Here is a 15,948-nt window from a genome sequence, read left to right as displayed (position 1 = left end):
ACCATTATAAAGGTGTGATCAGATGGCTGTACATGTAGTAAAAGCAGGAGAAAATCTTTGGTCCATCGCTAAAACCTATGGAGTGACAATCCAAAACATCGTAAATGTGAACGGGCTGCCTTCCGCGAATTTAATTGTTCCTGGTCTAGCCCTTTATATTCCTGATCTTCAGCCGATTACCCGATTCTATAAAATCAAATCTGGCGATACTTTATGGAAGCTATCCATTCAATTCAGTACAACGGTCATTAGCATTATGAATGCAAATCCTGGTCTTGATCCGAACCGAATGTATATTGGACAAAATATAAATATTCCTTCACCAATAAAACCACAGATGGCTACACTTGGCTTCATTGTACCGGGTTCTCTTCAATCCTTCCTTAGCTGGTTTGATGCATTAGCGCCAAAGCTGACTTTCCTTGCGATCGTTAACTATACCTTTACCAATGAAGGGTACGCCTTTGCGATAATAGATGATTCAGCATATGTAACGAAGAGCAAGGAAAAGAATGTCATCCCTATGTTAGTTCTGCAAAATACAACTCCTGATGGTTTCAGCAAAGAGCTTGCCGGTACAGTTCTAGGCAATCCTGTGTATAGGAAAAACTTGATAGCAAGTCTTGTCAACCTGGTAAATCAGAGAGGTTTTGGCGGTATAAGTATTGACCTGGAGTTCGTTCCTCCGCCACAAAGGGAGGATTTCAACCTATTTCTGCGTGAATTGAAAGTCGCAATGGGAACTCTGATTTTACATGTGAATGTCCATGCTAAGACAGAGGACATTCCAACGAACCCAATTATCGGAGCCTATGATTATAAAGCAATCGGAGAAATAGCTGATCTGGTTGCAGTAATGACGATTGATTATGGGTATCCTGGTGGCCCGCCAGATCCGATAACTCCTTTATGGTGGTTAGCGCTAGTCATCCGGTACTCTTTGAGTTTGATTCCTGCTGACAAACTTCAAATTGCACTTGGACTGTATGGGAATGATAAGGTTGTAGGGACGAACCAGACCAAATCTCTTTCGGTACTTCAGGCGCAAAATCTTGCTATAACAACTGGCTCGATCATTCAATTCGACCAGGCGGCAAAATCTCCATGGTTCAGATACTGGAAAGGGACAGAAGAACATATCGTATGGTTTGAAGATATTAGAAGTTATATAGAAAAATACAGACAAATTGACCTCTATCAATTATTTGGAACTACTTACTGGCAAATGAGTTTGCCTGCTCCGCAAAACTGGGCATATCTGGAGAAGTTCAATATTGTGAAAGCAGGGACATGAGTTTTTTCAAGAATTGATGAGAGATAAATATAAGATTTTCAGCGTGGAAAAAGGGTTCAGAAGAAAGATCACAGCATCTGCTTTTAAGTTAAAGCGGGTGTTTTTTTATTTTATTGGGTGATAACGCCCTCTTTTTTGGGGTAAAGGTATGGAAATAGTTTTATATAAAGGGAGGATCTTATCATGAATGGTTTTATAAAAAGCGGATTTCTGCTAGGGCTAGGTGCGGCAGTTGCAGGCAAAGAAAAGCTTGATGATACTTTTATGAAGTTGATCGAAAAAGGCAGCATGACACAAACAGAGGCAGATACCATATTTGATGATTTATTCAGAAAAGGAGAAACTAAAAGCGAGGAGTGGGACAAGGAATTCAGGGAAATGGCAAAAAGTCAGCTGAGGGAGCTTGGGTTTGTGACAAGGGAAGAATTAGATATTGTCCAGGCACAGCTTGTCTTGCTTCAGCAGGAATTGACACAGCTGCGAAACAATAAATCAAATACGGATTTGGATCAGACGGAACAAGGGATAGAAAATATTCCTCCTGGCTTTTCAAAAGACGTGAAATAATAGCAGGTGACGGAATGTTGACAGAGCGTTTGAGAAGGTTGAATAGATATAGAGAAATAGCATCAATATTAGTAAAGTATGGATTTGGTTATGTTCTGGAAGAGGTAGGGCTGTTTCAGGTTCTTTCCTTAAAAGATAGGATCGTTGCTGAAGTAAAGCATGGAAATACGAAAGAAGCAGGGTACCGGATCAGATGCATGCTGGAGGAATTAGGACCGGCATTCATAAAACTTGGCCAGCTGCTCAGTATAAGGAGTGACCTGCTTCCGGCTGAAATCGTTAAGGAATTAGAAATGCTGCAGGATCAGGTTCCGCCTGTTCCTGTAGAAGAGATAAAAGCGAAAATCAATCAGGATTTTGGCCGGCCGGTGGATCAAGTTTTTCAATCATTTAATGAAGAATGTATTGCCGCAGCTTCAATTGGTCAGGTTCATGAAGCATCCCTGCCATCCGGAGAAACAGTCATGGTCAAAATACAGCGTCCAGGCATCAGGCAGGTTGTGTATACAGACCTCGAAATTCTTATGGATCTTTCAAAACTAATTGAACAGCGATATGACTGGGCTGAATATTACAATATAACCGAGATGGTAGAAGAACTATCTGAGTCGATCCGCAGGGAACTCGATTACTCTGAAGAAGCTCGTAATACCGACATTGTTCAGAGGCAATTCGAAAAGTGTGAATCTATCAAAGTCCCGGAGATCTTTCATGATTATTCGACCGACCAAATCCTTACTATGGAAAAGATAGATGGTATAAAGCTGAATGAACTGCACACAATGGCTGCCACAATAGATGAAAAGCGGAAGATTGCGGATTTACTGGTAAGTGCCTTTATTACCCAAATATTAAGAGAAGGTTTTTTTCATGGAGATCCTCACCCTGGAAATATTCTCTATATCCCTGAAAACCAACAGCTGGTATTCATCGATTTTGGACAAGTCGGAAGGCTTTCCGCAAGCATGAGGTATGATTCATCTTCTATGATGATGGGCATCATGCAGGAGGATACTCATCAAATTGTAAAAGCTATTTTCAGGATGGCGTACGTTCCTTCTGATATAAATGAAAGGCACTTTTATGATGATGTGGAAGCAATCAGAAAAATGGTTGACCACTCTCCTAAAGAGGGCCTGAGTTTAGGATTGACCGTCAAGGAGCTGTTTTCAGCTGCTCAGGAACATCGCATCATTTTGCCAAAGGAAATGACGATGATGGGGAAGGCACTTGTTACAATTGAAGGCATCATTTCTGAAATGGACCCTAGCCTGGATATGATTGCGCTGGCCAAGCCATATGGCGAACAGCTCATGAGAGAACGTTATGACCCGGTAAAAATGGGCAAAAGGCTTTGGAACAAGGCTGACGATTTTACAGATACTCTAACCAATATCCCTAAAAAAATGGAGGATGTACTAGACCAGACGTCCAAGGGAGATTTGAAATTTGAAATCAGTCTTTCAGAAATTAACAGGATTCTTCATAAATTTGATCGAATCAGTAACCAGGTTTCATTCAGTTTAACACTTCTTGCATTCAGCATTGTTGTTCTTGGCCTGATCGTGGGGGCAACCTTTGGAAATAATACCATGCTGACTAGCGTGCCGGCGATTGAGATTGGATTTTTCATCGCATTTATGATGTTCCTTTGGATCATTTATTCCATTTTAAAATCTGGCAGGTTTTAGTTGTAACTGCATGAAAAAGGCGATGTTAATGCATCGTCTTTTTTCTTGTCTAAAATGGCAATAATATGTGTGCCGGGTTAACTGTTAAATGAGATAAGTCAGGGAGGAATATTTCATGCCATGCAGAACGACAAAAGAATTGAATGAACTTGTTCAGGAGGCAAAAAAGTATACCGGGAAGGGAAAAGTGGCTGACTATATACCAGCTTTGGCGAAGGCGCATCATGAAGAACTTTCAGTTGCTATTTTTCATGATGATGGAACGTGTGTTTCTGCCGGGGATGTAAAGCAGAAGCTTACTCTTCAAAGTGTTTCTAAGGTGCTTACACTTGCGCTTGCATTAATGGACTATGGTGAAGAAGCGGTTTTTAGTAAGGTTGGCTATGAACCGACCGGTGACCCTTTCAATTCAATCGTTAAATTGGAATTTAGCCCGTCCAAACCATTGAACCCGATGATCAATGCTGGGGCACTGGCCGTTACGCATATGATTAAAGGAAAAAATGAAGAAGAACGTTTTGAAAGAATCCTTACATTCATTCAACAGCTCGCAGGCAACTCTGCAATCGGGTATTCAGCAGAAGTTGCCGAATCAGAATATAGAACTTCTGATTTAAACAGGGCGCTTTGCTATTTTATGAAACAGCATGGAGTAATTGATGAAGATATTGAGGAATTGCTAAGAGTATATACGAAGCAATGCGCAATTGAAATGGATTGTCTTGACCTGGCACGAATCGGATGTGTATTAGCAATGGATGGAGTGGAGCCGAGGACAAATCTCAGGTTGATTCCTGCATCCGTAGCAAGGCTTTGTAAAACATTCATGGTGACTTGCGGAATGTACAATGCTTCAGGAGAGTTCGCAGTTAGAGTGGGTATTCCGGCGAAAAGCGGTGTTTCAGGCGGAATCATGGGTTCTGTACCAAATCGGTTTGGCATAGGAATTTTCGGGCCGGCATTAGATGAAAAAGGGAACAGTATTGGCGGCACTAAGCTTTTGGAAATAATGTCTGCTAAGTATAATATGAGCATGTTTTGACAAAGCTCTCATTAAAATTTGATGATAATGTTAAAAATGAACTTTGATGATTCAAAAATACTTTCCAATGGTTTTCTTTCCAAAAGTTCGATCGAAAAGTGCCTGATATATGTAAAAATTCAGACAAAAATTACCCAGGTTCTTATAAATTTTTGTGCTACGATATGGATGTGATACTAAGTAATTGAAAGGAGAAAATTAATGTTCATTGAGAAAAATGTTATTTCGATGCAAGAAAAATTAAAGGATGTGGTTTTTGACGAACTTGGAGAGCTTTTTTATTATGCGGATCAGTATTACGGAGAATATTTGCTGGATTTGATAGATGATTTTATAGAAGAAAAGCACCAAGATGATGACTTATCATCCATGATGATTCCTCATTTTATTTCGTGGGCGACCCTATGTCACCGTGTACGTAATAGCAGCAAGACCATTTTTCAGCATTATCTTGAATCACCGGAATATAAAAGACGAAGAAGGCCGAAGGTGCATAGAATCATCAGTGAATGGAAGTATACGATGCCTGGATTCTACTATGTTGAAGAAATTGCTGGAGAAAGGGTTCTTGTCGTTACTGATGTTTTTCAAATGAAAGAGAAACTTGTAGCGGTTTATAATGAGATTTACCACCAGCCTCGTGAAGGAGATCTGATTTTTGGATATTTGCTCCCTGCCGGAGATGGAACTTATTCACCTGTCATTGACTTTTTCCATATCCCTGTAAACCAAAAAAGAGATACGGCTATAAAAATAATTGAGTTTTATAACAAAAAAGCCGTTGCCACAGACCATGAATTCTTCGAAAAAAACTATCCAAAACTTCTTTCCCTCATTTTTCGTTTGCTTCAAAAAAAGTAATAATCACTTGATTGTTTGTATGATACGAATAGGCAAAATGAAGGACGCGTACAAATGTACCGTCCTTGATTGTTTTAATTTAGTTACCCGCCGAATGCATCAAGGATATCTTCAATTTCTTTCATGTCGAGAAGCTTAGCAGCGGCAGTTTGATCTTTTCGATACTTTGGCTGAGCAGAAGGATGAATTTGGTATACACCATTTTCGAGTATTGCTCTGATATCTGCAAGCTGCCGCAGTATTTCAGCAGAACCCCCATTTAAAATAGGTTTAGGAGTGAGATACTGATGAAGAGCCGACATAATAAGATGGTTCAATGTGCTGTTATCTGCATGGTATTCTACTTGTTCAATGACTTTTGGTGAGACACTGTATGACTCGCCAGTTTTAACATCAATATATCGTTCAGGGACAGTTATCGCGATTTTATTGTGGTAATCCGTATAAGTGTTTGACATACCGATCATCCTTCAACGGAAATTAATTCCTCGGTATTCTCATGTTGTTTTTTAAGTTGGTTCATTTTGGCTAAAATCATGAGGCCGAAGACATTCAATTTTTCCAGGTTTTCAGGAAAAGTCAGGTCGATTGGACGGCCTTTTTCTGACCATCTTACTGCAGCTTCCTGAATTTGTTTTTGGGCAAGCTTTGCAGCTCCGCCTACTGCGATATAGCGGGACGCACCTTTGATTTCACTGGAACTGCTCCTGGCACGGTCAAAGTGTTCAAGATATTTGATAGCCATGATCTTTAATTGAGGTATCACGTATTTGCTAATATCTTTTCTGACCCCGGCGAAAGGTTCTACATACCATTCTGACTGTCCTGCGTATAATTTCTCTTCAAGTTCAGACCTTGAATCAAAAGTGTATAATTCATTTTTGCTGACCTTTTTAATGATGGTATCCAGGAATAAATTGATTCCAAAATGGTCTCCCTCAACAGAAGCGACCGGCTTATTATTCTTGATGCCTACAAAATCAACAGAGTCACCGCCAAGGTCACCAATGATGATTCCTTTTCGTGAATCCTTTACCAGATTATCATCCTTGATGGCCAATGTGTCGATATCCCGAATTAAGCCTAAATAAGCACAGGCTCCTTCCGCACCAACGATGACATCCTTGATTTGAAGCTTTACAGTCAATTCCTTAGGCTCTGGAATGCCTGGGACCTTATGGAGTATAACTGTATGGCTGCCTATTAACCTTTGCTTCAATAAATCTTTCTTTTCCTTATACTGTGTAGTTGGCAGAGATACGGCTAATTGATCAATTGAATAATTTATTTCAATGTCTTCGGGATTAATTAATGAAGCGTGGTAGGCTGCTGCTGCAAAAAGAAGGACATATGTGCGATCTTCATCTGCTTTTTGGTTGTTGCTTGATGTCAAGCTGACGTTTCTTTGCTTGGCAGCGGCTTTTCCTGCATAAAAAACTTCTCTCTTGTTAATGATTGCCGGGCTTTTTATCTCTGCAATCAAGTTTTCCTCGAGGTCTATATCTTCCTCGTCATAGGGCTTTTCATAAAATTCATCATCATATAGGGCGATGGCGTTTGGCAGCTGGTATTCTGACAGTTCCCCTTGATCAGAGGCCAAAACTTTATACCAGCTGTTGCCTATATCAACTGCAAAGTAATTATATTTGTTCATTTTATCCTCCTCCTTTTGAATACTATGCATATGGCATGGGCATCTGTGCACGTACCCAATTAAAAGGTGCCTAATTCTTCAATTCTTTTAAAAATCCGCGTTTGCACCGCTACATTCATCTATGCCAAAAAGACTTAGAAGAATAGGATAAACTGTACAAGAAATTACAAGGAGGAATTAAAGAATGACTAATAATCATAAAGGTTCTCATGGTTGTGTCAACATAAATAAATCAGCGTCTATGGAGCAATGTGAGAATGTTACTGTTAACCCACCATTGGTAGACGCAGGACCAACAATTGTGCAATTGCCTATTACACTAGCGGAAATTCGTGTAACTAGCAATCTGGTTGCCAATATTCACTTCCCAGATCCTGTACTTGAAATCAAGGATATTAAAAAGCGGGTGAAAATTGTACAGTGCAGACTTTTATTGGGTGGAAACACTGTTGGTGAAGATGGATTATTAACTAGACCGGTTCCGCTGTTCATTAAAGGTTTCATCCGTAAGAATATTCAGTATGCAACACCTTGCCCAACTGCCAAGAGTGACTGCGTAGCATCAGAGATGCGCTCCCTGACTGTAGATGTACCATTTGAGTGTGTAACAAATATTCAACCAGACCAATTCTTTACAAATCCAATCATTCCAGATCTCAATACACGGAACGAATTCGATTTCTTTAGAGCACAAAATCTGGGCCACGGGTTCCCTGAAAAAGATCAATTGCTTTCCAGCGACCTATCCCAATTCCATCAAGTGAGTGAACAGTTCTACAATCAGCTTCCATTTTGTGAGCTGATTTCCAGCCGGATTGTTCAGTGGGATGAAGCAATTGACCGCTATCCATTGCCAGGTAATGGTCCATTTGAGGAAGGAACATTCGAAACAATCGTTGAGAAGTCTATGTTGGATTTCACAATTAAAGTACTGCAAAAACAGCAAGTAAGGATTCAAGCTCTATAAGTCGTAGTAGTTCGATAAGTAAATAAGATTTCTATAAAGCATGCCGATTTCAAAGCTGAAAACGGCATGCTTTTTTGTATGCTTATGATTTTATATGCAATTCAAAATGGATTTGATAATGACAATAGAAGCAAAAAAAACTTAAAAATTTTTTGAGGATGAATCGAAGCATGTACAGTGTAAGGATTAAAGGGAATCTAATGGGTATTCACCCTAAATTCCGCTTATGCCTACGGGCTAATGCCTAGACCCAAAAATTCAAAGTGCATAGGATAGAACATCTTCACTCTCAGGAGTTTAAGGAGGAGCCATGTATGTTAGATAAAAATAAAAAGCCTGATTACGAGTGTGCGCCATCAAAAGATCACTTTGATTGCAAGCCTCACCATCATCATCCACATGTTAGCCTTGGGAAAATTGTTACGAAAGTTCCGGTGGTGCTAGCGGAGTTAACTCTTCAAGTGAATCTGGATACGATCATCAATTTTCCAGAGCCGGTATTGGAAATCAAGGATATTAAGAAGAGAATTAAATTAACTCAATGCAGACTGCTGCTACCGACAAATAAATTATTCATTAAAGGATTTGTCAGGAAAAATATCCAGTATGCAAGCCCTAGCCAGGATATTCAAGCTTCTTCATCATCGTCTGTAGCTTCTGACCTGCACTCTTTTACAGTAGATATTCCATTCCAGGTAATTGCTGAAATCAAACACTTCCTGTCAAAGCCAGTAATGCCTCAAGTGAACAATCGCAAGGAATTTGATTTCTTTGTATCAAAACCATTGCCTACTGGATTCCCGGAAAAAGACGAATTGCTGACAAGCGATTTATCTCAGTTCCACCAAGAAAGCACGCAGCACTATAATGAATTGCCTTTCTGTGAACTGGTATCCAGCCAAATCATTGAATGGGATGAGGCAATTGACCGTCAGCCGCTTCCGACAACATCACCGATCGATGAAGGGTTTTTCCAGAAGATCGAAGAAAAAATGGTTATCGATTTCACAGTCAAAGTCCTGCAAAACCAGCAAATCCGCGTTTCTTCCGCAACAAATGATCCAGATTACTTTGACGAGTCAGAATAAAAATGATTTAAAATTTGCGGGGCATTATACTAAGCATTCAATAGTATATGCCCCTTTATGTATTTTTTTAAGGCAATGTTTAGCGAATGGTTGTTATGGCACTATTAAGGTCGGAAATATACAGCCAATTTTAACACTGCTTTTCAGAAAGGGAGAAGGGAGGTTAGGGAAAGGATGCACTGAATGGAGCACCTTCCAGAGAACATGCAAAATGGAAATCGAACCTTTCATGATGTGAATCTACTTCAAGGCAATTGGACAAATCGTGGACAAAACGCAAGGCAGCAGGTTAGTGAAATCGACATGGAAAAAGTTTTTGAAGAAATCGATCATGATCTTGGCAAAATTCAACCTGAAAATAATAATCGTTTACGGGCAAAAGGAAAAACTTCTGGAATACCTTTAATCCTCGCTCCGCCACCCATTAAAAGTATTCAGGAAAAGTCTTCAGCATCAAGGACAAGGATTTTTCAAGAAGACGATGATCAAGAATCAAGCGATGTTGTTGAATTTAATGTGGAAACAGAAGTGCTTGATGATTCAAAGGATGAAAGCGAGGATTCATATTATGAAGAATCGTCTTTTGATGAACAAAGCTTCATTGAGGAAGAGTCGGAAGAATGGTTATCTTCGGGTGATGAGTCTGGAGAAGATACAGAAGACATTGAATTTGAGCAGGATGATGACGAGTCGGAGCAGGATCAGCTAGACTCCGAAGAAGAGCAAGAATCAATGAACCTTGTTCCCGCGGCATACAGGGGAATCGATTATGAGATAACCGGTACAAAAGTGAGAGTTCCGGTACATTTAGCCAATGTTGATTTGGAAATTGACATTTTCGACACATTCCAATTATCAAGAGCAATTGCCTCAGTTTCGAAAGTAGATTGCTCACTCCACTCGATTGATGTTGAAGTACTGCTTCCTTCTGCAAACCTTTTTACTAAGGGTATCTTGCTTTTAGATATTGATTATGTAGGTAAAGATGATTGTGGAGCAATGCACTCAGTAAAAATTCATATACCATGGAAGAAAATCATCAAGGTAGAATGGGGTCATCAACCGGAATTGTCCTGGAAAAACAGCAAAGAATATATGTTCACAGATTCCTGTGGGCAGGATTCAGGATACCATCGAGAATACTGTGAGAGTTTGACAGAGAAAATTCATTTTCACCTGGCCAATTTACATTGTGTTTGGAGCGAACAATTTATTAATAATGAAAAGGTATTGGTCCAGGGTACAGCAAGTATGAAAATAGATTTATACCAGAAGCAATGTGTAGACTTAAAGAGTTTACTTTTACCATAAAAGAAAAAAAGGGTGCCGCGAAAAGAGACACCCTTTTTTAGATTAGCCTTCGTAGTGCTTGTGCAATTCAGACATTCTATCTCTCATGCTTTTTGGCTGGGACTCCATGTCATAACCTGCCTCAGCAGAAGAAGAAGATGAGGAAGAAGAAGAAGAAGAAGAAGACTCTTCGTATTCTTTAGATGGATATGAAGATCCTAAGTTAACCTGTTGCGTCTGCAGCAATTTAAAGAATAGGCCAACTTCCATTTTTTCAGTAATACGGCTGAATCTTCCCCAGCTATCGAAATCCTTGTAAAGGTCTAGATCATTGACGAAAGAAGCAAGCAGCTTGCACTCGATAGGTTCGTTGTAGTATTCATACGTAAATGCTCCAGAAGTACAACGGTCCGCTCCGTGGCCTTTATTATCAATGAATCTTCTTTCGTAGACTGTGTTCTTTTGGCTGAGGTGCTCATAATCAGGATAGTTAAAGACCTTAACTGCCTGGCTGCAGGTAAATGGCACATCTACACTGAAATCTTTCAGCACACCGCTGCACTGCTCTACATACTGGATATTCTTGTGGACAACACCAGAAATATAGAGTTTTACTTTTTTGTAATCCATTGCTGAACGGATCGCTTTGCATTGCGTCAGGGAAACGTTCCTGCGCATATGTTTGATTTCCTTTGCAGCAGTTGGCAAGTAGATATCAGATTCTACTTCTACTTGAAGTTCTACTTCGGACAGTGCAACAGGAATATCCGCGACTGGATATTTTAAAGTATTGCCATACGGATGAAAGGCATCACTATCGCAATCTACCCGAATAGTTTTTGCTTCATCACATTGAAGTTGTGGCGGGCAGCCATGCTGAGAATTGCAACCTGTATTTCTCTTCATTTTATTCACTCCTTTTTTTAATAATCAAAAGCAGTAAGAAACAGAATATTTCAGTTTCTTTCTTTTGACTTACTATTTTATATGCCAGTTCAAAGGCAATGGCATAGACGAATGATAGAGGGCAATCACATATTTTTACATTATGTGTGTTCATATTAAGAGAATTCGGGACAAGTGCGGATTACAAGGTAAATCAAGAGACCCCACTGGCTTTAAGCGGGGTCTCAACCAATCTAATTAGGAGGAGTCAATTGTGAAAGCATTGGGAATGCAATCCTGCCAGGAAAGCAGAATAGATTTTCCCTATCTTGACTTCTTCCTGCTGTCTGTACACAAAATCTTTTTTGGGTCCATTTTCTTTGCATTCACAGGAGGGAAGCAGGTAATTCCAGTAAAATCTTTTAAATCTACTTCTAAACAAGCTCCGGTTCTGATGAAGCCTTCAATTCCATGATGCTTTCCTTCGCAGCGCTCTGGACATAACAATTCCAAAATCGCACAGCAATCGGAGCCTTTTACAAAATCGACAACACGGAAAAATGTAGAGCGGATATCAAAAAAACAGCCGTCCATTTTTATTACTCCCGTACCGACAAATGTCTCGCAATCTCCCTTGCAGCCGCACAATAATTTAAACGGAATTGTATCCAAGCCTGAGTGCTTGCATTGGTTCAGCAACTCTTTAATTGATCTGTCACAGCTGACATCGCAGCCATGTTTTTTTCGTTCCACTTCATGCTGGGCATCATTGATGTCTCTGACCTTTTTACATACACAGCTTCTGGAATGTTTTTCATTATCATCATTGTCTCTGTCTTTTTTACATCCACAGTCATGAAAATCCTTATCCCGATTTCTGTGCTTATCGCGATCGTCGTGCTTATCGAAGTCTTTATGCTTATGCCAATCCCTGTGTTTATCGCAATCGTCGTGCTTATCGCAATCGTCGTGCTTATCGCAGTCATTGTGCTTATGCCAATCCCTGTGCTTATCGCGATCGTCGTGCTTATCGCGATCGTCGTGCTTATCGCGATCGTCGTGCTTATCGCAATCGTCGTGCTTATCGTGATCGTTGTGCTTATGCCAATCCCTGTGCCTATTCCTCGCTTTCTTCTTCTTGCATCCACAGTCGTGGTCATGATCATGCTCATGATGGAAATTCATTTTAGCATCTCCTTTCTTATAGAGTGGTGATGATAATAACAAGATATGGGGAAAAGCACTGCTTTGTATGGGGATGTGACTATTTAGCAGGAAAATCTTTCTCGAATATGGAAAAAATGAAGAAGAATATTTGCTATTTTTTTAATAAACATTCAATATAAAAATTGATTCAGATAGAAGTTGAACGAAAGTGGAGGTAAAGAGAATATGCTGAAAAAACAAGTGGAGCAATATCTTGCCAAGAAAATCAATGAAGCATCTGCAAAAGATGCCGTTGAATTACATAGTGAAGAAAAAGAATATGCTGACCGAAATGGCCTTTTGGCAGGAGTTGAACATCCCATTAGAGTCCTGCCGGCAGAATACCGATTTAATGGTGCTTATCTGGAGAGAGGAGACAAAGAAACAGAAGAGTTCCTCGGAGAAGAATCCGCGGATTTCTTTAAGCAGCCGATCTCCTATTTCAAAAAGCATAAGAATGAATTTTTGTATGCCGAGTCAGAGTGGTGGGAAATAGTAGGTGTTGATGCAGTAAGCTTTGAGGCTGATGATGTTTTCGGGACGTATGATGTCATGCTAGGACTTAAGCTTCAAAAGAAATATGATCCTGTGATCAAATCCTACTTAAAAGAAAACCTTCTGGGAAATGAAGAAGGCTTTGATTTAATGTTTGATTCCAATGAAGGGATTTGGAGTCTTAATTTTGCGCTAAATGGTGTAGAGGGCTACCAGGAAGAAATGACAATCAGTGAAGCATACAATTTAATTTACAGTTTCTTATTCAGTCTTGCTGAATGGATTGAAGCCAAGAAATAAATAAAAACCAAATGGCGTTTCAGACAGTAGACAAACATGGGAAATTAAGTTTGTCTACTGTTTTTTCTAGTTGATCATTACTCCAATCAGAAGGGTTTTAAAAACTGAACGGTGAATGATTGCTTTTTCGAAAAACTGAAATGTGGTATTGCGTTTTTTTTATGGATTTTTTTTCTTAAAGCTCTGTTAAAGCTGAATGTTGTTTATAAACCCTGTTGATTGTAGTGGAAGGCGCGAAGACTCCTGCGGGGGTTAGCTGGACAGGTGAGACCCCGCAGGAGTGAAGCGACGAGGAGGCTCAGCGCCAGCCCTGCGGAAAGCGAAGCGCCTGGAACGAAAATCAACAGCCTTGTAAAACAGAGCCAATCTTTAAAAGAATCATTAAATCAAACGCTTTAGTGTGTCATCATACTACTATATTAGAATACTAAAATTTCCCAAAATCATTGACAGAGACGGGTGGGACACATAAAATTAATATTAGTTATTAGTCAATAGTTAAAATTCAGAAAACGGGGTTTGTTATGGGGAACCGAATAGCGATTGGTAAAACAGCGATCCTGCTTGCATCATTAACTGAAGAAGAAATGGCTTTTTTTAGTGCTTCATTAAAGGATGCTAATTATTGTATTGGCAAAGTTGGATCGATGAATATGCAAAAAGTGATTTCCGCAGTGGAAACAGCAGCCAAGCGCCACGGACTCATTCATCCCAATTTGTACCGCGAGACCCATGCGCTGTACCATGCAATCATGGAAGGAATGGAAGGAGTAACGAGAGGCCATCTTGCTATCGGCGAGATGAGCAGGACCGTTGGCCTTCGGTTTGCAGTTGTCCGTGGAACTCCCTTCCCCGACAATAGTGAAGGAGAATGGATTGCCGTCGCTTTTTATGGAACAATCGGCGCTCCAGTTAAAGGCTCAGAGCACGAAACGGTAGGCTTGGGAATCAATCACATATAGTTGTACATTGCCTATAGTACACAAGTCAGTAGGAGGCGATGATGGTTTAAGTATGCCATTGTCGTCTCCTTTTTATTTTATCTATTAAATAGGGGGTAAGGGTCAATGGTTGTTTTAACAGGGTCAACATTAACATTGGAACAAATTAAACAGGTTTGCTACCAGGGTGAAGTTGTCACGATTAGTCCCGACAGTATGCGAAAGGTTGAAGAAAGCAGGGCTGCGGTCGACAAAATTGTGGCCGAAAAACGTACAATCTACGGAATTAATACAGGTTTTGGGAAATTCAGTGACGTCATCATTGAGGAACATGATGTAAATGCCCTGCAGTTAAACTTAATCCGATCGCATGCCTGCGGAGTAGGTGAACCGTTCCCTGAGGTGGTCTCGAGAGCCATGATTTTACTTCGTCTTAATGCACTTATCAAAGGATTTTCAGGAATTAGACCAGTGATTGTCCAGCGATTGACAGAGCTTCTCAACCTGAAGATTCATCCAGTCGTACCTCAACAGGGTTCACTTGGTGCTTCGGGTGACCTTGCCCCCTTATCACATCTGGCGCTTGTCCTTCTTGGAGAAGGTAAGGTCTTTTACAATGGCAAGGTACTTAAGACAGAAGAAATATACAAACGGGAAGGCCTTGAGCCAATCGTTTTGCAGGCTAAAGAAGGATTGGCGTTGATTAATGGTACACAGGCGATGACAGCAATGGGGGTTGTGAACTGGATCGAGGCAAATGATATTGCCTACCAGTCTGAGTGGATTGCTGCTCTTACTATGGAAGGTCTGGAGGGCGTTATTGATGCATTTCATCCTGCAATCCATGAGGCGCGCGGCTACAAGCAGCAAATGGATGTTGCGGGGCGTATGAGAGGTCTGCTGTCAGGCAGCAAGCTTATGACAAGGCAAGGAGAAAAAAGGGTTCAGGATGCATATTCATTGAGGTGTATCCCACAGGTTCACGGTGCTTCCTGGCAGGCGCTCGATTATGTAAAAGAAAAACTGGAAATTGAAATGAACGCTGCGACAGACAATCCATTAATTTTTGATGGAGGGGAAACAGTCATATCTGGCGGCAATTTCCACGGGCAGCCAATAGCAATTGCAATGGATTTCATGAAAATTGCTATGGCAGAATTTGCAAGTATTTCTGAGCGGAGGATCGAACGACTTGTAAATCCCCAGTTAAACGATTTGCCGCCATTTTTAAGTCCGCAGCCAGGACTGCAATCCGGGGCCATGATCATGCAATATAGTGCAGCTTCATTGGTTTCAGAAAACAAGACGCTTGCACACCCAGCCAGTGTTGATTCCATCCCTTCCTCTGCAAACCAGGAAGACCATGTAAGTATGGGAACTATTGCAGCGCGTCATGCCCATAATATTATACAAAATGTCAGGCGTGTACTGGCAATTGAATGTATCTGTGCTCTGCAGGCTGTCCAATACCGTGGAGTCGATAAAATGTCACCGCAAACAAGAGGGTTTTATGAGGAAGCTAGAAAGATTGTCCCTTCTATCACAGAAGACCGCATCTTTTCAGAGGACATTGAGAGGCTTGCTGAATGGCTAAAAAAAAATAATAGGCAATGGACAGCTATAACAAAGGATGAAGGAACCCTGGTTCTGGAAAGTTAATAGCTTTA

The 15,948-nt window shown here is 40.5% G+C and carries 16 protein-coding genes; 12 read left to right on the top strand and 4 right to left on the bottom strand.

Annotated features, from left to right (window positions below; translation table 11 throughout):
- Window positions 1-22: 22 nt before the first annotated feature.
- From AABM38_RS13955 to AABM38_RS13935, 5 genes are all read left to right on the top strand, one after another.
- On the top strand, window positions 23-1,294 hold the full coding sequence (locus AABM38_RS13955) for a LysM peptidoglycan-binding domain-containing protein (protein WP_423406980.1): 1,272 nt from the start codon (window positions 23-25) through the stop codon (window positions 1,292-1,294).
- A gap of 183 nt (window positions 1,295-1,477) precedes the next feature.
- Window positions 1,478-1,861, top strand: a complete 384-nt coding sequence (locus AABM38_RS13950) for a phasin family protein (RefSeq protein ID WP_423406979.1) — start codon at window positions 1,478-1,480, stop codon at window positions 1,859-1,861.
- 14 nt (window positions 1,862-1,875) lie between these two features.
- A complete protein-coding gene (locus AABM38_RS13945) occupies window positions 1,876-3,552 on the top strand; it encodes an ABC1 kinase family protein (RefSeq protein ID WP_423406978.1) in 1,677 nt (558 codons plus the stop codon).
- A 115-nt stretch (window positions 3,553-3,667) separates the two neighbouring features.
- Window positions 3,668-4,594 carry a glutaminase A gene (gene glsA, locus AABM38_RS13940; RefSeq protein ID WP_423406977.1) on the top strand — a complete coding sequence of 309 codons (927 nt, stop codon included), beginning with the start codon at window positions 3,668-3,670 and terminating at the stop codon, window positions 4,592-4,594.
- 201 nt (window positions 4,595-4,795) lie between these two features.
- Window positions 4,796-5,455, top strand: coding sequence for a hypothetical protein (locus AABM38_RS13935; RefSeq protein ID WP_423406976.1), 660 nt, complete (start codon window positions 4,796-4,798; stop codon window positions 5,453-5,455).
- Window positions 5,456-5,538: 83 nt separating this feature from the next.
- Here the strand turns inward: AABM38_RS13935 and AABM38_RS13930 are convergent, their stop codons facing one another.
- Window positions 5,539-5,913, bottom strand: a complete 375-nt coding sequence (locus tag AABM38_RS13930) for a hypothetical protein (RefSeq protein ID WP_335376178.1) — start codon at window positions 5,911-5,913, stop codon at window positions 5,539-5,541.
- A 5-nt stretch (window positions 5,914-5,918) separates the two neighbouring features.
- The gene (locus AABM38_RS13925) at window positions 5,919-7,109 is read right to left on the bottom strand and encodes a hypothetical protein (RefSeq protein ID WP_423406975.1); all 1,191 of its coding nucleotides are present in this window, start codon (window positions 7,107-7,109) and stop codon (window positions 5,919-5,921) included.
- Window positions 7,110-7,293: 184 nt separating this feature from the next.
- Here AABM38_RS13925 and AABM38_RS13920 point away from each other — a divergent pair, with 184 nt between their 5' ends.
- The 3 genes from AABM38_RS13920 to AABM38_RS13910 all read left to right on the top strand — a co-directional run bounded on the left by AABM38_RS13920 (window position 7,294) and on the right by AABM38_RS13910 (window position 10,475).
- Complete coding sequence (locus AABM38_RS13920) at window positions 7,294-8,076, top strand: CsxC family protein (protein WP_423406974.1); 783 nt, start codon at window positions 7,294-7,296, stop codon at window positions 8,074-8,076.
- Window positions 8,077-8,390: 314 nt separating this feature from the next.
- A complete protein-coding gene (locus AABM38_RS13915) occupies window positions 8,391-9,164 on the top strand; it encodes a CsxC family protein (protein ID WP_335376175.1) in 774 nt (257 codons plus the stop codon).
- 183 nt (window positions 9,165-9,347) lie between these two features.
- Window positions 9,348-10,475 (top strand): hypothetical protein, encoded by a 1,128-nt coding sequence (locus tag AABM38_RS13910; protein ID WP_423406973.1) that lies wholly within the window; start codon window positions 9,348-9,350, stop codon window positions 10,473-10,475.
- Window positions 10,476-10,517: 42 nt separating this feature from the next.
- Here AABM38_RS13910 and AABM38_RS13905 read toward each other — a convergent pair whose 3' ends face one another.
- A complete protein-coding gene (locus AABM38_RS13905) occupies window positions 10,518-11,360 on the bottom strand; it encodes a CsxC family protein (protein WP_423406972.1) in 843 nt (280 codons plus the stop codon).
- A gap of 303 nt (window positions 11,361-11,663) precedes the next feature.
- Window positions 11,664-12,113, bottom strand: coding sequence for a CotY/CotZ family spore coat protein (locus AABM38_RS13900; protein ID WP_423410738.1), 450 nt, complete (start codon window positions 12,111-12,113; stop codon window positions 11,664-11,666).
- Here AABM38_RS13900 and AABM38_RS13895 point away from each other — a divergent pair.
- The 4 genes from AABM38_RS13895 to hutH all read left to right on the top strand — a co-directional run bounded on the left by AABM38_RS13895 (window position 12,075) and on the right by hutH (window position 15,940).
- Window positions 12,075-12,554: a hypothetical protein gene (locus AABM38_RS13895; protein WP_423410833.1), complete on the top strand. Its 480-nt coding sequence runs from the start codon at window positions 12,075-12,077 to the stop codon at window positions 12,552-12,554. The two genes, AABM38_RS13900 and AABM38_RS13895, sit on opposite strands and share 39 nt — an antisense overlap.
- Before the next feature lie 177 nt (window positions 12,555-12,731).
- Entirely contained in the window at window positions 12,732-13,340 is a 609-nt protein-coding gene (locus tag AABM38_RS13890) for a branched-chain amino acid aminotransferase (RefSeq protein ID WP_423406971.1), read from the top strand.
- A gap of 524 nt (window positions 13,341-13,864) precedes the next feature.
- A complete protein-coding gene (gene hutP, locus AABM38_RS13885; protein WP_423406970.1) occupies window positions 13,865-14,302 on the top strand; it encodes a hut operon transcriptional regulator HutP in 438 nt (145 codons plus the stop codon).
- A 105-nt stretch (window positions 14,303-14,407) separates the two neighbouring features.
- Window positions 14,408-15,940, top strand: coding sequence for a histidine ammonia-lyase (gene hutH, locus AABM38_RS13880; RefSeq protein WP_423406969.1), 1,533 nt, complete (start codon window positions 14,408-14,410; stop codon window positions 15,938-15,940).
- The last annotated feature ends 8 nt before the right edge of the window (window positions 15,941-15,948 follow it).

The organism is Heyndrickxia sp. MSNUG (assembly GCF_049532715.1).
GTDB lineage: Bacteria > Bacillota > Bacilli > Bacillales > Cytobacillaceae > Mesobacillus.
Note: the sequence above shows the minus strand (reverse complement) of the source record. Positions and strands in the feature narration are given on the sequence as shown.